This window comes from Nostoc sp. KVJ3 (assembly GCF_026127265.1).
GTDB lineage: Bacteria > Cyanobacteriota > Cyanobacteriia > Cyanobacteriales > Nostocaceae > Nostoc.
Window position 1 is genome coordinate 54,607 of record NZ_WWFG01000001.1, and the last position, 18,020, is coordinate 72,626.

The 18,020-nt window shown below is 41.9% G+C and carries 12 protein-coding genes; 7 read left to right on the forward strand and 5 right to left on the reverse strand.

Annotated features, from left to right (window positions below; genetic code table 11):
* Positions 1-312 precede the first annotated feature (312 nt).
* Entirely contained in the window at positions 313-738 is a 426-nt protein-coding gene (locus GTQ43_RS00235) for a HetP family heterocyst commitment protein (protein ID WP_265273630.1), read from the forward strand.
* Between the two features lie 847 nt (positions 739-1,585).
* Here GTQ43_RS00235 and rpe read toward each other — a convergent pair.
* The gene (rpe, locus tag GTQ43_RS00240) at positions 1,586-2,293 is read right to left on the reverse strand and encodes a ribulose-phosphate 3-epimerase (RefSeq protein ID WP_265269648.1); all 708 of its coding nucleotides are present in this window, start codon (positions 2,291-2,293) and stop codon (positions 1,586-1,588) included.
* 200 nt (positions 2,294-2,493) lie between these two features.
* Between rpe and GTQ43_RS00245 the strand changes: the two genes are divergently transcribed.
* Complete coding sequence (locus tag GTQ43_RS00245) at positions 2,494-4,089, forward strand: S8 family serine peptidase (RefSeq protein WP_265269650.1); 1,596 nt, start codon at positions 2,494-2,496, stop codon at positions 4,087-4,089.
* A 361-nt stretch (positions 4,090-4,450) separates the two neighbouring features.
* Positions 4,451-5,788 carry a serpin family protein gene (locus GTQ43_RS00250; RefSeq protein ID WP_265269652.1) on the forward strand — a complete coding sequence of 446 codons (1,338 nt, stop codon included), beginning with the start codon at positions 4,451-4,453 and terminating at the stop codon, positions 5,786-5,788.
* Between the two features lie 27 nt (positions 5,789-5,815).
* Here GTQ43_RS00250 and GTQ43_RS00255 read toward each other — a convergent pair whose 3' ends face one another.
* Positions 5,816-6,964 carry an AI-2E family transporter gene (locus GTQ43_RS00255; RefSeq protein WP_265269654.1) on the reverse strand — a complete coding sequence of 383 codons (1,149 nt, stop codon included), beginning with the start codon at positions 6,962-6,964 and terminating at the stop codon, positions 5,816-5,818.
* Between the two features lie 223 nt (positions 6,965-7,187).
* Between GTQ43_RS00255 and GTQ43_RS00260 the strand changes: the two genes are divergently transcribed.
* The 4 genes from GTQ43_RS00260 (at position 7,188) to GTQ43_RS00275 (ending at position 15,221) form a co-directional block, all read left to right on the forward strand.
* A complete protein-coding gene (locus GTQ43_RS00260; protein WP_414859103.1) occupies positions 7,188-7,550 on the forward strand; it encodes a hypothetical protein in 363 nt (120 codons plus the stop codon).
* A 285-nt stretch (positions 7,551-7,835) separates the two neighbouring features.
* Positions 7,836-9,254, forward strand: a complete 1,419-nt coding sequence (locus tag GTQ43_RS00265; RefSeq protein WP_265269658.1) for an LCP family protein — start codon at positions 7,836-7,838, stop codon at positions 9,252-9,254.
* Positions 9,255-9,460: 206 nt separating this feature from the next.
* Positions 9,461-9,694 carry a hypothetical protein gene (locus tag GTQ43_RS00270; protein ID WP_265269660.1) on the forward strand — a complete coding sequence of 78 codons (234 nt, stop codon included), beginning with the start codon at positions 9,461-9,463 and terminating at the stop codon, positions 9,692-9,694.
* A 112-nt stretch (positions 9,695-9,806) separates the two neighbouring features.
* Positions 9,807-15,221 (forward strand): ATP-binding sensor histidine kinase, encoded by a 5,415-nt coding sequence (locus GTQ43_RS00275; protein WP_265269662.1) that lies wholly within the window; start codon positions 9,807-9,809, stop codon positions 15,219-15,221.
* 268 nt (positions 15,222-15,489) lie between these two features.
* Here GTQ43_RS00275 and GTQ43_RS00280 read toward each other — a convergent pair whose 3' ends face one another.
* The 3 genes from GTQ43_RS00280 to GTQ43_RS00290 all read right to left on the reverse strand — a co-directional run bounded on the left by GTQ43_RS00280 (position 15,490) and on the right by GTQ43_RS00290 (position 17,914).
* Positions 15,490-16,536 (reverse strand): anthranilate phosphoribosyltransferase family protein, encoded by a 1,047-nt coding sequence (locus tag GTQ43_RS00280; RefSeq protein WP_265269664.1) that lies wholly within the window; start codon positions 16,534-16,536, stop codon positions 15,490-15,492.
* Entirely contained in the window at positions 16,520-16,744 is a 225-nt protein-coding gene (locus tag GTQ43_RS00285; protein WP_265269666.1) for a hypothetical protein, read from the reverse strand. The genes GTQ43_RS00280 and GTQ43_RS00285 overlap by 17 nt, the downstream gene beginning before the upstream one ends.
* A gap of 222 nt (positions 16,745-16,966) precedes the next feature.
* A complete protein-coding gene (locus GTQ43_RS00290; RefSeq protein WP_265269668.1) occupies positions 16,967-17,914 on the reverse strand; it encodes a LysR family transcriptional regulator in 948 nt (315 codons plus the stop codon).
* Positions 17,915-18,020 lie beyond the last annotated feature (106 nt).

Genomic DNA, 18,020 nt, shown 5'->3' on the forward strand with positions numbered 1-18,020 from the left:
TGTCCTACCAATCCGATGACACGACAAAAGGTAAATTTTGACTTTTTACTTACTAACAAGCAAAGGCTACAGTTTCCTCCATTCATGAGGGGAGTCTGGATGATTAGGAATGAGCAATTACCAAACTTGATTAAAAATTTGATTGTTTTTATTTTTAATCAAAAATTAACATCTAACACCATCCGATTGCTGATAATTTCCAGCAATTTAACAGCGCCAAAAAAGTTAGTGCAGTTTGTAAACCTCAATTGAAACATCAACAATCGCAGAAATTGAAATAGTTTACTTCATCCAACATAACTAAACACTATGATGAATCAAGACATTGCTGGTATTAGTAGTAACTTAGAAACAACGGTGAAGGCTCAACAATTTGACAAAGTAGTTGAAGCAATTATTGCCGGAAAGTATTCCTGGGCATGTGTTTTAATGCTGAGATTTGCTGGTTATAATCCTCTTCATTACATTCCGTACCGCACCTACAACCGATTGCTCAAAGAAAACTCTCAAGCCAACAGAACAAAACAACAGCAAAGTGAAAATCTCAAAATGCTGAAAAATGCTAATGATTCGAGACCTGCTTATCTTGAAGTAGTTGGAAAGCAAAAAACAGAAATCCGTGGTAGTAGCTTAGACCAGAGATTGGGACAGCCAATTAACGAACATAAATCAAGGAAATCGCCATTAAAATCAGAAAGCACTCAGGATATTTCCTTGAAACGTTGTGGAGTCAATTAAAAATAATTTGGAATCAGTAGATTCTGCACTAGACTTGATTAAGTGTCTGAGAACCTGCCATGCTAATTTGAAATTAATAGCACGGCAGGTTTTCTATACCCATGATTAATTTGATATTTTTTTGCAAAAATCTGGCAAAATGGCAAATATTATACTAACGAGATTGATAAACTGATAACAATTACAATTTTAACCAAAATAGAGGTGATTGGCGGCAAGCAAGTTAATTTTAAAACATAAAATCCATGATTAGTTCCGACTATGAAATAAATCAAACTGATGACAAAAGTAGTCAGCATTTCATAGAGTAAATAATTCCTATACCAAGACCAATGAGCCAACCGTTGCTACTGGTGGTTCTTTTTCTGAGAAAGTCTGAGCAAAGAGAATTTGGGGAGGTGGATTCCCCCAATCCAAATTTTACAGAGCTTTCATCGACTGCAGACGATGGAGTAATGCTGATAAAACTTTCTATCCTGTGGTTGGTGTTGCTTTAGTTAAATATTGCAAACGCTTAACACCAATAACAGGAACGGAAACAGAAAAGTTACGGTGAAATCGTTGTGGTGGCTGGTGGAACTGGTAAGTCATACGCTTCTCTTTCGACTATTGTAATCCTAGTCCTCCCAACCTGGATTATCTCTGCTTTCTAAATTTTCAATTTACATAAAAACTACTGGAAGTTAAAAACTTGAATAGCTTCCAGTTTTTTATGTTTACACAAAAATAAGGTGAGCAAATTACCCACCTTATTTTTTGTCGAAAATAAACATTTCCACAAATTAAATATGCGTTATGTAGAGACGTAGAATTGCTACGTCTCTACATTTGTTTTCACTCCAATGAATTAAACCTTAGCTAATTCTGGGGTAGGACGTTTGCTGTTACGAATTGATGTGATAGCCTCAGCATAATCCTTAGCGTTAAATACAGCTGAACCAGCAACAATTGCATTGGCTCCCGCTTCTAAAACTTGCCAGGTATTGTTTGCCTTCAGTCCTCCATCCACTTCAATCCAAGGGTCAAGACCGCGTTCATCACACATTTGACGCAACTTGCGGATTTTGGGTAAGACACCAGGGATAAAGCTTTGACCACCAAAACCAGGATTGACGCTCATAATCAGTACTAAATCGCACAAATCTAGAACGTATTCAATTAGCTCTAGAGGACTACCAGGATTAAGTACAACTCCAGCCTTCTTACCAAGCTCTTTAATTTGCCCCAAAGTACGGTGCAGGTGTGGGGAAGCATTATGTTCGCAGTGTACGGAGATAATGTCAGCACCTGCTTTAGCAAATCCCTCTACATATTTTTCTGGCTCCACAATCATCAAGTGGACATCCAGTGGCTTGGTTGTAATTGGACGAATCGCCTCCACAATCAGAGGGCCTATCGTAATATTAGGTACAAAACGACCGTCCATTACATCAACATGAATCCAATCTGCTCCAGCTGCATCTACGGCGCGAATTTCGTCACCCAGACGACTAAAATCGGCTGATAGGATAGATGGGGAAATTACAATGGGCTTTTGAGATAGGTTTTGGGTCATGGCTAGTGGGTTTTTAAGCGTCCTCGTCTGTACGCATTGTAACAAAACATTGAGCAAGACTCATAATTTTGATCCCTGTATTTTTGGGGAGTGGGGAGTGGGGAGTAGGGAGGATGAGGGGGACAAGGGAGACAAGGAGGAATTAGTTAACAATTTTCTTTCCCAATGCCCAATAACTAATAACTAATAACTAATGACAAATGACTAAAAAACTAACCTGGATAATTTGGGGATTAAGTGCTTCTTGTCTGAGTGCGCCGGTAATTGCTTCAGCTTTAGAATCGGCTCTGGGAACTAACGGCATTGACGCTTTAAAGCTACATCAAGCTCCTTATAATTTAATCGGTCGTAAGATTGCTATTGGTCAAGTAGAAATTGGCCGACCGGGAATGTTTGGGTGGGATAAGGCAGTGTCTAAAAACCGCGCCATATCTTTAGCGGCGGTGTTCTTACGCAATGGGCCAGCTAAATCAAATAGTGGTGTTGACTCCCACGCCTACAATGTCGCTAGTATGATGGTGAGTCAAGACAAGGCTTTGCCGGGTGTTGCTCCGGGAGCGCGGCTGTATTCGTCTGCGGTGGGTTCTACTAAGAACATGGGTCAGCCAGAAGAATGCTTATCGGCACAGCACATAGCGCTACAAAATAGTGGTGATGTTCGTGCCATTAACTTTAGCTTTGGTGAACCTTTAAGCCGCGACCCTCGACCGGAGGCTACTTTAGACGGTAATGCTTTACTAACTTTATGTGTTGACTGGTCTGCTCGGGTTCATGATGTTTTGTATGCGATCGCAGGCAATCAAGGTAAAGGTGGTATTCCTATTCCTACAGACAACTTTAACGGCATAAACGTGGCTTTTTCATCTAGCCGAGGGGGGGTTTTTAACAAAGTAGACGTAGCTAATCTGGCAGGTGCTAACCAAGGAGTGAGCGGAAGGCTGGCTGGAAGAGAATTTAATCTTGGTGCGCGTCGCGCCATCGGTTTAGTTGCTCCTGGAAATAATATTCCCTTGCTCAATCCAGATGGCAAATTGAACAAGGTGACGGGTACGAGTTTTGCCGCGCCTCAAGTTACGGCTACTGTTGCTCTGTTGCAGGAATTTGCTGACCGACAGATACGGACAAAACAACCCCACTGGAGCATCTATTCTCGCCATCATCAAGTTATGAAAGCTGTATTGCTGAATTCAGCAGACAAAATTCAAGATAGTGGTGATGGCTTGCGGTTGGGAATGAGTCGAACGCTAATTGATAAACAAAATAAAAACTGGCTAGATTCCGATGCTTATAAAGATCCCAAGATTCCTTTAGATTCCCAAATGGGGGCGGGTCATTTGAACGCATTTCGCGCTTATGAGCAATTTAGTGCTGGTCAATGGCAGCCATCAGCGGCGATACCGCCCATTGGTTGGGATTATCACACAGTTGATGCTGGAGCCTCTGTTGACTATATATTGGCAAAACCATTAAAGCAGGGGAGTTTTGTTGCTGTCACCTTGAGTTGGGATCGATTGGTAGAACTTAACGATAAAAATAAAAACCAGCAATATGATGTGGGCGAAAATTTTCGCGATCGCGGCTTAAATAATCTCGACCTATACTTAGTAAAAGCTGATGCTCAAAATTCCGATGCTGGTGCTGTTTGCTCTTCAATCAGCCAAATCGATAGTGTAGAACATATTTTCTGTCCCGTTGCTGCTAGTGGTAAATATAAAATCCGCGTCCAGTTTCGTCAAAAGGTCAATGAACCAACTCAACCTTATAGTCTAGCTTGGTGGAGTGTACCTATTAATTAAGACAATTAGACTACGTAGAGACGCAAAATTTTGCGTCTCTATACGCTGTATTGCATTTGATCTCCAAAAACCCAACAGAAATGGTTATTTGGTCATTACGTAGCTTACAATACGTTTATAGATAAGTAGGAAAATTCCTCCAAATCAAAGTTATTCATAACTCCCTTGCATAGCCCTCTGAATAAGGAATTAGCAACTCTAACAAGTTGTCCTTAATTATTCTGAGCTACTAACTTGCTGTTACAGTTTCTGTAACAGTCCCATTTTTTGATTAGAGCAGATGCAATAGTTAATCATTGACACAGTCTCTGCGTCAACTCTGATGCACAAATCGGGAATCTTTGGCAAGTGAGGTAGCAGAATGAATCGGCAAAAATTTAGTGATGCGAAAGAAAACTTCCTGCAAAGACGTTACGGTGTTAGTCTAGGCAGACGTTATGCTCTGGCAGCTGCAAGTGTTGTTCTATTCAGTGTATTAGGGTGTTCTCAAGTCGATAGTAATAAAAGTGCCCTAGCCCAATCTAGTTTACCTCAGCCAGAAACACCATTGCAAAAAAAAACAGCCAACTCTGATACAAAAATAGTTGGCTCTAACAATAAGTTTGGCTTCAAACTGTTTTCACAAGTTCTCAAAGGTAATGTGGGTGAGAAAAATGTTTTTATCTCACCTTTGAGTGTCGCTAGCGCCCTTGCCATAACCTACAATGGCGCTAACGGCTCGACTCAACAAGCAATGGCAAAAACCCTGGAATTACAGGGAATGAATCTACCAGACATTAACTCTTATTACGCGGTGGCATTAAAGCAGCTTTTAGAAAATCCCGATGCGAAAGTACAACTAAGTATTGCTAACTCACTTTGGGCAAATCAAGATGTTAGCTTTGCACCAGACTTTCTCAAGAGAACTCAGGATTTTTATCATGCTAAGGTCAGTAATTTAAACTTTCAAGATGCCGCCGCATCTACTATTATCAATAACTGGGTAAAAGAAAATACTAAAGGCAAAATCCCTCAAATAGTTGAAAAGATTGAACCTAATCAAGTATTATTTCTGATTAACGCTATATATTTCAAAGGTAATTGGAGTCAGAAGTTTGATAAAAGTCAAACTGCTCAATACCCTTTTTATGTCACACCTGGTAGGCGAAAACAAAACCCAATGATGTCACAAAAGGGTGATTATAGATATTATGAAAGCGAAGAATTCCAGGCAATTAGTTTACCTTACGGAAAAGATGGTAAGATTAGTTTTTATATATTTTTACCCAAACAGAACTCTAACCTCAAAGCTTTTTATCAAAACTTAAATGTTGAAAACTGGGAAAAATGGATCGCTCAGTTCAGCAAACAAAAAGGGTTTATTCGTCTACCCCGCTTTAAAACAGATTACGAAGTTACACTCAATGATGCTTTGAAAAGTTTAGGTATGGAAGAAGCTTTTAGTAGCAAAGCCAATTTTTCTGGCATGGGGAAAGGGAAAAATTTTGCCATTAGCGAAGTTAAGCATAAAACTTTTGTCGAAGTGAATGAAGAAGGCACCGAAGCAGCTGCGGCTACTTCCGTGGGAATAGTAGCAACATCTTTTAGACAAGAACCAGAACCATTTAAAATGATTGTTGACCGTCCTTTCTTTTGTGCTATTAGAGATAATCAGACGGGAAGTATTTTGTTTATGGGTTCTATAATTGACCCGCATTGAGAAGGCAGGAAACCTCCTGCCTTCTCCTTAAGGTAATGTCGCTTCAGAAATACTCAGAGTGTTGTTGGCGTTTGCTTTCGGGGATTCGTTTGCTGCACCAGTGGTGCTGTCGTTTGTCTCGCTATCAGGACGCAAGGCACTTAAAGCAGTCTTAATGACAACAGCTGTGGGTACTGCCACAATTACACCCAAAAGTCCGCCAATTCTTGCGCCTGTTAAAACTGAAATTAATATCCAAACTGGATTTAAACCTGTAAAGTTGCCTAAAATTCGGGGAGCAATTAAGTTTTCGAGAATTTGCTGAACAATGACTGCTGCTATCAGCACTCTCATACCCATTGAGAAATCTTGCAAGGCTACCAATAGTGTAGTTAGGGCGATACCCACAGAACCACCAAAGGGGACGAGAGCCATCAGACCAATAGTTAGACCAAATAGCAGCCCGAATGGTACTTTCAGCCACAAAAAGGTCGGAATCAGGGCGGATGCCATGCAGGTAGATAAAATCAACTGGGTGATGAAGAAATTTTGGAAGCTGAGGCGGACAGTTTTGGAGAAAGGATCGCGAAATTTAAAGGGTAGCCATTCCACTAAACTTTCCCAAAGTTCACTCCCATGCTGTAAGAGATAGAAAGTCAAAACCATCGTCAAGAGAAAATCTAGCAGACTGGTAACTGTAACTACCGCCAGATTTAAAACTTGTCCAGCGATCGCTTGTAGTTGTCCTTTGACGCGATCGTTGATTTGCACTACCAGAGCATCGAGGTTAATCGGTAAACCAAAAGTCTCAGCTTTTTCGTTTAAAATCATTAACTGAGAGCGTCCAGAGTCGATCAACTCTGGCAAACGAGCCACCAATTGTTGAGCTTGGGTAAGGGCTAACGGAAAAAGTGTCACACCCAACGCCAATAGAATCGATAAAGCTAAGAGAAATACTAAGATAGCAACTTGCTCTCGCCTCGCACCATGATGTTCCAGCCAACTCACGGGGTAGTTGAGCAGAAATGCCAGCACTGAGGCTCCAACTAAAATGACTATGAGAGAATGGAAATAATTGAAAAATACCGAAAGTGCCCAACCATTTAGAACTAGCAGCGGAACGAATAACGCGATCGCCCCGATTCGCGCTATTGGTGTGAATGTTTGCCACCAGTCGAGTAGCTTGCGTGTCTGCATTTTGAGCTGATTGCTGGATAGAACTAAATTAAATCTTTCTTTACAGCTTATTATCTCTAACTATATGAGTCTTATTCATCCTTCTAGTTTAGGAGTTAAACTAATCTCAATGAATAATTTTGAATCAAAAGAGAATGGGGAGTGGGGAAGTGGGGGAGCAGAGGGGAAAGAGGTAATTTTTAATTCTCCCCCTTGCCCCCTGCCCCCTGCCCCTCTGCCTCTTCTGCCCAATGCCCAATACCCAATATCCAAAACCCATTTGCTTTTATATTTAGTTCCGATTATCGGCTTTTTTCCGTCCTTGTGGACTCTCTATCGGGGCCAGGGCAGTCGGGAACAACTTGCTATTAGCCGACTGTCTATTACTTTGGCAATTACTTGGCTATTGGGATATCTATTATTATCTACCGGAGCCGCAACTTCAGATTTTTTTCCGCTACGTCTATTTATCCTGAATAGTTTTCTCACATCGGGTTATTTTTTAGTGAGTCTCTGGTTGATTTTGCGCCTGATGCAAGGCAAATCTGGGCGTTTACCAGGGTTTAGTACTTTAGCAGAACGAGTGCTTGGCAAGTATTTATCTTAATTTTTTAGAGTAACAATTTATCAGTGTTTTTACCTATTTCCAAAAAAATTACAGTTGATTTATTAAGATATCTAGTCAAATCCAGTTTATTATTGCCATACTTCAGTAAAACATCTCTGATTGGCCCAAAAGAAGAAAAAATGCTGCTATAAGTGTTGTGGTTGCTACTAACTGAAAAAAGTTAGCACTGATAATTAAGAGTTAGCTATTATGGGTTGATTTGTTTGTATTTTTTTGGTCTGCAAATTTACCGAATTTAATTATTGAGTAAGTGTGAGGAAGTCTGTGACCAGTCAAAGAAGTTCGGCGGAAGAAAACCAGTCGGGAAAAGCCTCAAAGTCCAATAAAAAAATTTCTCAGAACTCGAAATCTGGACGTTGGCTGTGGTTTTGGGTAGGAATGAGTGGGATTGCAATGGTGTCAGCAACAGCAGGGGCACTTTTGGCAGTTTCTTTAACCAGCACGCCTTTGCAGCAAGCCCAACTCAGTCCACAGGAGGAAGCGGCCTTTGATGGCGATCGCATTTCTGGAGGTGTAATGCGATTTTCAGAATTAACTCGTCCGGTAAATCTCTTGGTAATGGGGATGAGTGTACTTCCCCCAGATATCCAAAACCCTCCCCCTGAAACCAAAAACCTCAAATACCTGCCACAGGTAAACTCCTTTGATGGTCTTTCGGATGTTATGCTCTTACTCAAATTTGATCCAGAGACGAAAAAAATAATCATGCTCTCCATTCCCAGAGATACCCGCACACAAATAGAAGGGCATGGGGTAAAAAAAATTAATGCTGCCAATGTTGACGGTGGCCCAGCTTTGACTGCCAGAACCGTCAGTAATCTCTTAGGTGGAGCCGGAATCGATCGCTATATCCGAATTAACGTTTTGGGAGTTGCCAAGCTAATCGATGCTTTGGGTGGCGTGACAGTTTATGTCCCCAAAAATATGAAATATCAAGATGATTCTCAGCATTTGTATATCAATTTGAAGGCTGGTAAGCAGCATCTAAACGGCGATCAGGCACTGCAATTACTGCGGTTTCGGCATGACGAACTTGGTGATATTGGTCGGATTCAACGGCAGCAAATGGTGATTCGGGCTTTGATGGATCAAACACTAAACCCAACTACTGTGACTCAATTACCTAAAGTTCTGGATGTGGTTAAAGACCACATTGACACTAACCTGACGGTTGAGGAGTTAGTAGCGCTAATGGGTTTTGGGGTGCGAACTAATCGCTCTAATATGCAAATGTTAATGCTGCCAGGTCGCTTTAGCGAGAAAAACGAGTTTGATGCTAGCTACTGGTTGCCCAATAAAGATGGTATTGCCAAACTAATGGCTCAACACTTTGGGTTGGAATCAGAACAGAGTTCACAGGCAACCGATCCACATTCTTTGCGTGTAGCAATTCAAGATAGTACAGGTGGCGATCGCTCTAATCTGCAACCATTAATTAGAGCGTTAGAAAAATCTGGATATCGCAACATCTATATAGCTAAAGCATGGGGTGAACCTTTAGATGTAACTCACATTGTCGCTCAACAAGGAGATGGTGACAGTGCCGAATCAATTCGCAACACTTTGGGATTTGGCGAAGTGCGTGTGGAAAGTACTGGTAATCTCGGCTCAGATGTCAGTATCCAAGTCGGTCAGGATTGGTTACAACAAAAATCTATTTTGGAGAAGTCGCCGACGAAATAATTCCTATCAAGCATCTCAATAAATTCCCCTGTTTGGAGTCACAAAATATTAAACCTTGGTTAACACTACCCCTTGGTTAGCTATTAAGATACTACAGTGTAGAAAGATACATTGCAAAACCCTCTCCAAACAGACAATAGCGATCGCATCTCTACCAACAGTAGAATTCAAACTGATATAAAAAAATCGCGTTGCTCCTGTTCTCTATGGTGGTTTGCAGGAGGCGGAGCGATACAGTTTGGCTAAGGTTATTTGATGAAGATATTATAGATCCCAAAGACACGATAAATCGCCGTCTCTACGACGGACTGATTATTGTAAAGACGGCGATTTATCGCGTCTCTTGCCTTAACCGAACAGTATTAGCAAGTGGAGTAGCAGGGAGATTGTTTGCGATCGCTCTGATGACGAGTGTATATTGTTTTAATTCGATTATGTAAATTAGATGTTTTTTAGCTTGTAATGCTTTTCGGCGATCTTGTCTCTCACAAATGATTAAGTTGGGCTATATCTGGGAACACTAAATCTGAAAGTCTTCAGTATGAACCCTGTATGGTAAGCATAAGAGCCAATATTCCTGGATATCGCATCAGTGAAGAACTCTACAATGGTTCCAGAACCCTGGTTTATCGTGGGTATCGAAAGACTGACTCATTACCTGTAGTGATTAAACTGCTGAAGAGTCCATATCCGAGTTTCAGTGAACTGGTACAGTTTCGCAATCAGTACACCATTGCCAAAAATCTCAACTCACCTCTAATCGTTCAAACCTATAGCCTAGAACCTTTCCAAAATGGCTATGCATTGGTGATGGAAGACTTTGGGGGGATTTCTCTAAAGGAATGGAGAGTGTGGGAAACCCGACAATCTATCAAGGAGTTTTTAGAAATAGCGATCGCCCTCTGCAACACCTTAGATATATTGTATCGAGAGCGGATTATTCATAAAGATATCAAACCCGCTAATATTTTAATTAATCCCGAAACCAAACAAGTTAAATTAATTGACTTCAGTATTGCATCTTTACTACCACGAGAAACCCAAATATTAATCAATCCTAATGTCTTAGAAGGAACACTAGCTTATATTTCTCCAGAACAAACGGGGAGAATGAATCGGGGAATTGACTACCGCACAGATTTCTATTCTTTGGGTGTAACTTTCTACGAGTTACTCACTGGAGTTTTACCATTTCCATCAAATGAACCGATGGAATTGGTGCATTGTCATCTTGCCAAAGCAGCGCCTTTAGTAGATGAAATCAACCCAGAAATCCCGCCTGTATTCTCAGAAATCGTCAGCAAGTTGATGGCAAAAAATGCCGAAGATAGATATCAGAGTGCATTGGGACTGAAATTTGATTTAGAAAATTGTTTAACTCAAATTCAAGAAACTGGTAAGATTGACAGCTTTGATGTTGGAACAAGGGATGTGTGCGATCGCTTCATTATCCCTGATAAACTTTATGGAAGAGAAGCCGAAGTCTCAACACTACTGCAAGCATTTGAGCGTGTTAGCCAAGGTGCAACAGAAATGATGCTGGTAGCTGGTTTTTCGGGGATTGGGAAAACAGCAGTTGTCAATGAAGTGCATAAACCCATTTTGCGGCAACGGGGTTATTTTATTAAAGGGAAATTTGACCAATTCAATCGCAATATTCCTTTCTCTGCTTTTGTGCAAGCATTCCGCGATTTAATGGGGCAGTTGCTTAGTGAAAGCGATGGCGAATTACACATCTGGAAAACTCAGATTCTTCAGGCGCTAGGTGATAATGGGCAGGTAATTATTGAAGTCATTCCCGAATTAGAACACATCATTGGTAAGCAACCACCAGCAACAGAATTATCAGGAACATCGGCACAAAATAGATTTAATTTACTGTTCCAAAAGTTCATTCAAGTCTTCACAACTAAAGAACATCCCTTGGTGATGTTTTTGGATGATTTACAGTGGGCTGATTCTGCCTCACTCAATTTGATACAACTTTTGATGAATGAGTCGGAAAGTCACTATTTATTAACGATTGGAGCTTACCGAGATAATGAAGTTTCACCGGCGCATCCCTTAATATTGACATTGGATGCTGTAGCCAAAGCCAACGCCACCATCAATACCATTACCTTGCATCCCCTCAGTCAGGGTAGCTTAAACAAACTAGTCGCTGACACGCTCAACTGCAATATTTTAAACGCTCAAGCCTTGACAGAACTGATTGCCCTGAAAACAGAAGGCAATCCCTTTTTTGCCACCCAGTTTCTTAAAGCATTGTATCAAGATGGATTGATTCAGTTTGATCTCAATGTGGGATATTGGCAGTGCGATCTGGCAGAGATTCGCACTCTTGCCATATCCGATGATGTTGTGGAATTTATGGCATCACAGTTACAAAAACTGCCGAATTATACCCAAGATATTCTCAAATTAGCCGCTTGTATTGGCGCACAGTTTGATTTGAAGACGCTGGCGATCGTCTCTGAGCAATCTGAATCTGATGCCGCCGTTGCCCTTTGGAAAGCCTTACAGGAAGGACTAATTATCCCTCAAAGTGAAATTTATAAGTTCTATGTGGGCGAACTGGATACAACCCAAAACACACAAACTGAAACGCTCAATTATAAATTCCTCCACGATCGCATCCAGCAAGCCGCCTATTCCCTAATTCCCGAAGAGCAAAAACAAGCCACCCATTACCAAATCGGGCAACTACTCCTGCAACAAATTTCCCCAGAAGCAAGAAAAGAGCGAATTTTTGAACTGGTTAATCAATTAAATTATGGAACTTCTCTCATTCCCGAACAAACAGAACGAGATGAATTAGCCCAACTCAATCTGATTGCTTGCCGCAAAGCCAAAAGTGCCACTGCCTATCAAGCCGGTCGTGAATATGCCAGCATTGGATTATCAATGCTTGGAGAAAAGGCTTGGCAACAACAATATGAAATGACTTTATCATTCCATCACGAGGCGGCGGAATTGGCAACGCTCTGCGGTGACTTTGAGGCGATGGAACAGTTGATTGAGGTAGTCATCGCTCAGGCACACTCTTTACTGGAAAAGGTCAATGTTTACCGCATTAGAATTCAAGCAAAGACCTCTCAGACTAAACTGACCGAAGCGATTGCGATCGGCATCGAGATCCTGCAACAGTTGGGCGTAAAGATTACCGAAGCTCCCACCCTAAAAGATATTCAACAGTTAATTCAAGAGATTAGCGAACTGATTGGAGATAGGGAAATTGCAGATTTTGTTCACCTCAGCGTCATGACTGATGTAAACAAAATTGCAATTATCCAGATGGCCACCAGCCTCATGTCACCAACTTACCTCTTTGGCTCTCCCTTGTTCCCATTACTGACTGCCTTATCAGTCAAATTGTCTTTGCAGTACGGAAACTTATCTATTTCGGCTTATCAGTATGTTTGCTATGGTGTCATTCTCTGTAATCTCTCACAAGATGTAGATTTAGCAGTGGAGTTTAGTCAGTTGGCATTGAATGTTGTCTCAAAATTAGATGCTAAAGTGACTAAACCGGAAGTATTAATGACATTGGCAGGGGCTATCCTACACCGCAAATCTCATATCAAAGAAACGTTACCACTCTTGAGAGAAGGCTATGCAACTGCCCTAGAAGTCGGAAACATACAATGCGTTGGAAATAGTGCCTACTGTTTCTGTCTAAATGCTTTTTGGTGCGGTCAGCCCCTTGTTACTTTAGAGCAGGATACGCGCACCTACTACAATGGTTTGGTGCAAGTTAACCAATTGACAACAGCCAATTACTGCGGGATTCATTGGCAATCTATTTTAAATTTACTGGGTTTGGCAGAGCATCCCACCCTGCTGTCTGGGTCAGCCCTGCAAGAAGCGGAATTTCTGCCCTTGCTGCTGTCTGCGAATGACCTAAATGGGTTGTATTTATTCTATTTGTATAAGCTAACCCTTTGCTTTTTATTTGGAGAAGTTGAGCTAGCTAACAATTATGCACTCTTAGCCAGAAACTATTTAATGGCTGTGGTGGGACTAGTCAGCGAACCTGCATTTTATCTCTATGATTCTTTGATTGCTCTAGCACTGTTGAGCCAATCGTCAGCTGAGGTTTCAGAAGCATTAGAGCGGGTAACACAAAACCAAACCAAGTTACAGCACTGGGCGCACCATGCCCCAATGAATTACCAGCATAAGGTTGATTTGGTAGAAGCGGAAAAATGTCGAGTCTTAGGACAAAAAGCCGAAGCCATTGACTTATACGACAAGGCGATCGCTGGAGCCAAAGCCAACGAATATATCCAAGAAGAAGCCTTAGCTAACGAACTAGCAGCTAAATTCTATCTTGACTGGGGTAAAGAGAAAGTCGCCGCCAGCTATATGCAAGAAGCCTATTATTGTTATTCACGTTGGGGAGCCAAAGCCAAAACTGATGATTTAGAAAACCGCTATCCCGAATTGCTCCGCCCGATTTTGCAGCAGTCTGATCCCTCGGTGACAATGTTAGGCACACTAGCAACGATCGCCACTCCCGCCTATTCACTTCACTCCAGCACCCGCAACAGTTCTAGCAGATCGAGCATCAATACAACCCTCGATTTTGCTGCCATTATCAAAGCCTCCCAAGCACTTGCGAGGGTGATTCAGTTACAGGATCTACTCTGCCAACTGACCCAAATTATTCTCCAAAATTCGGGGGGCGATCGCTGTGCCTTAATCTTACCTTCGGAGAATCAAGTTTGGGAAGTGCGGGCGATCGCCACACCCACTGAAACTAAACTCTACTCCGAACCCCTGGAAAACAACCCCAATCTCCCTGTCAAACTGATTCAATATGTCAAAAACACTCACGAAGTCGTGGTGATTGACGATTTAGAAACTGATTTACCCGTAATTGAGGATTATTTGAGACTACAACAGCCTAAAAGTGTGCTGTGTTTACCCATTCTCAATCAAGGACATTTGGTTGGTATTTTGTATCTCAAGAATCGCTTAACCAGTGGTGTGTTTACCAGCGATCGCATCATTATTCTTGACTTACTCTGCACCCAAGTGGCGATTTCTCTAGAAAATGCCCGGCTTTACAATCAAGTCCAGCAGACTCTCACCGACTTGCAACAAGCCCAGTTGAAAATTATCCAAAGTGAAAAAATGTCGGCGCTAGGTAACTTAGTCGCTGGAGTTGCCCATGAAATCAACAATCCCGTTGGCTGTATTATTGGCAACGTTGGTGCTGTCCAAGATTCCATCAATGACCTATTTGGGCTGATTGACCTCTATCAAGAGGAACTCCCGCAACCCAGCCCTACCATTGCAGAGGAATTAGAGACAATCGACCTGGAATATTTACGGGATGATTTACCCAACTTAATCAGAGCAATGAAAGATGGGGGCGATCGCATCAAATCCATCAGCAATAGTCTGCGTACTTTTTCGCGTGCCGATAGCGACCAAAAACAAACCTTCAATCTCCACGAAGGGATTGATAGCACGATCTTGATTTTACGCCATCGCCTCAAAGCTTCGGAGAATCGTCCAGCCATTGAAGTTGTCACCAACTATGGTGATATCCCAGCGATTAATTGCTTTCCTGGTCAATTAAATCAGGTATTTATGAATATTATTGCTAATGCCATTGATGCCTTAGAAGAATCTAATCATGGTCGGAGTTTTCGGGAAATTAAAGCCAATCCTAACTGCATTAACATTCAAACATCGGTCGCAAATGAAAAGGTGAAAATTGCCATTCTGGATAATGGTAAGGGGATGAGTGAATCAGTCAAACAAAAGATTTTTGACCATTTATTTACTACAAAAGCTGCCGGTAAAGGGACAGGGTTAGGATTAGCGATCGCTCAGTCGATTGTTGTAGAAAAACATGGTGGAACTTTGAATGTGAATTCTACCCCAGGTAAGGGAACAGAATTTGTGATTACCTTACCGATTCTGGCTCAAGAAATAGCTAACTTGGCAAATTCATAGTGACCCCAAATTAATTAAAAGTGTGTAATATCATGTCCGGTTAAACACTTGTCATTGCGTACTCCGTTGGAGAACCCGTTCGCGAATAGCGTCTCCGAAGGAGAAGGGTACGGAGTGAAGCATAAGTCCTTCGGACACGCTTCGCGAACGCAGAGTCCTGGTGATTGCTTCGCTCCACTTCGTTGCGATCGCAATGACATATCGTAAGTAATTTGGCGGACATGATATAACGAAAATTTGAGCAAAGCGATTAGAGTTAAATTTAAAGTTAATTTACTATCTGGCTGAGTTCTTGGAGTTTAGCTGCTACTGCGCCATTGGTAAATAATTTTTCTGCTTTAGCTAAAGCTTCTGGCATATTTGAACAAATACCACTCCGCCATAGGTAAAATCCACCATTCCACAAGGCTGTTTGCATTAGTTCGCTTGGTTTACCTGCCAAAATATCCTGAATATTCGACACCAATTCTTCAGTAGTTCCAAGAGGTACGTTTTTGGTAGTAAAGCCGTAATCACGCGGTACGAGGTGCAATCGTTCTACCTCTTGGGATGCTACGGATGGAGATAAGCTGAGAATGGCAGTGCGATCGCGCGGTAAGTCACAACTACCTTCCAATCCTTTGACTAATGTAAATTTTGTTACTCCCCGCAGCCCCAGAGCTATTTTAAACATTCCTTCTGTAGGCGGATGAACAAATCCAGCAATTACGTGAGCATCGCCAGCATAAGGACACCAAATTAGCTCCATTGTCGCTAATGGTGGACGTTTGCCAAGTTGATCGCGGTACTCCCAAATACTTGTAGTTAAGGGAAAATGCTGCGGTAAATAAATAAAGCCGATTCCCGTTTGCTCAAACACTTGCTGGGTTTTTGCTAGTGATAGAGTAGTCCAATCAACTCCTAAACCTTGCCAAATATCGATCAGGGGTAAGCCGTACTTTGTTGGGAGGCGATCGCCACCGTGCATTACCACTGATTGTCCAACTGCGGCGAGTAGTAAAGCTGTTACCGGACTAATTGGTGCTGTGCGGGTTCTGCCATCATAAGGGACACCAAGAGCGATCGCTATTCGGCTAGAGTTGAATGGTTGCAGTTTTGGCCCCAGTTCATCATAAGCATCCAACATTCCCGCTAACTCTTCCCCCGTAGGACGCTTGATGCGATGAGCAATCAAAAACGCTCCGATTTGGGCTGGTGTCGCTTCACCCAGCAGCATCATTTTAGTAGCGCTGGCTGCTTCGGCACGAGTTAAATTTTCGCCTGTGTGGTTTCCACTACCTATTTTTTTCAGTAATTCCCTAAATACATTGGTCATTAGTCATTTGTCCTAAGTCATTAGTTATACTGGTTCCAATACTGCGTAGGTTTGGGAATTTCTTGGTTGAGGCAAGCTGTTCTTGAGCAGAGGGAGAAATGGCGGCTGGCGTTGAGTTTCGCCTCCCCTGCTTATCCGAGCAGTATTGATAGCGGTTCCCATTCAAATGTGGTACAACATCATCTCGTGAGGTGTAGGGGCAATTCATGAATTGCCCCTACAGTTGTCAATGCTGTTCGGTTAAGGCAAGAGACGCGATAAATCGCCGTCTTTACAATAATCAGTCCTTCGTTCTAACGGCATTTATCACGTCTTTGGGATCTATTATTCTCATCAAATAACCTTAACCGAACCGTATTGCCATAGGTGTACCTCACATAAATGGGAACCGCTATATTTGTTAGTTAACAATACCCAATACCCATAACACTTAAGAAGCCGATCGCTGCTGGTCAATTTGTAATGGAATATTTTCGCACACAAGTTGCCAAAAGTGCTTAATGGGGGGAATTTGTAGTCGGTCTTGAGTTGTTACCATAACTACCCGACGAGTCAAATTAGAACCATCTACTAAACCATTAGTACTATTGCTGGCTAAAGAACGAATCGCCAGGGTTGGATCTTGGCGTGCTTCTACTAATGCTGATTGAGGAAGCAAAGCTATCAGTTCTCCTTGGCGCACGACTCCCCGGAAGGCATCTAGAGTATTTACCTCTAAAGCCGCCTGGAGTTTAGCTTCTATTCGGTCAAATCTATCTTGTATTAAACGCTGCATTCCATAACCATCTTTAAAAACCACTTGGGGATAACGAATTAGCTCCGACCAAGGGACGAATTCATATTGAGCTAAGGGATGATTGGCTGCGGTTAAAACTTCTATTGGTTCATCATAAAGTACTTCTACGACCATTTCTCTAGCAGTGGTTAAAAAGCGATTATTCATTACAATTGCTAAATCCACCAATCCATCTTTGAGGACTTTGAGGGCGCGATCGCTTCCTAATGAAGTCACCCGCAATTGCACATCTGGATAAGCATGACAAAACTTTTGCAACACTGGCGGTAAGTAAGATCCACATAAGGAGTGAATCACGGCAATGCAAAGTTCTGGTTGCTTTCCGGCGATTAAATCAGTTAATTCTTGTGTAGCTGTCTCCCATTCTTGGCAAATTTTGCGGACACGGGGTAGTAAACATTGACCTCCCAGCGTTAATTTAGCGTGAGTAGTTCTATGAAACAGTTCTACACCCAAATCTGCTTCTAATGCCTGAATTTGGCGGCTAATCGTTGATTGAGTAACACCACATTTTCGCGCTGCTTGTTGAAAGCTGCCGGTTTGGGCGATCGCTAAAAAAGCTTGCAACTGCTCTAGGCGCATTTTTATGTAGCCTGAATTACATTTATCGGTTTCATTAAAGTTAACTTTTTATTATCCACAATTTCGTATAGTTTGTTACAGAAATTTTTTATCCTTACTTTTTTCT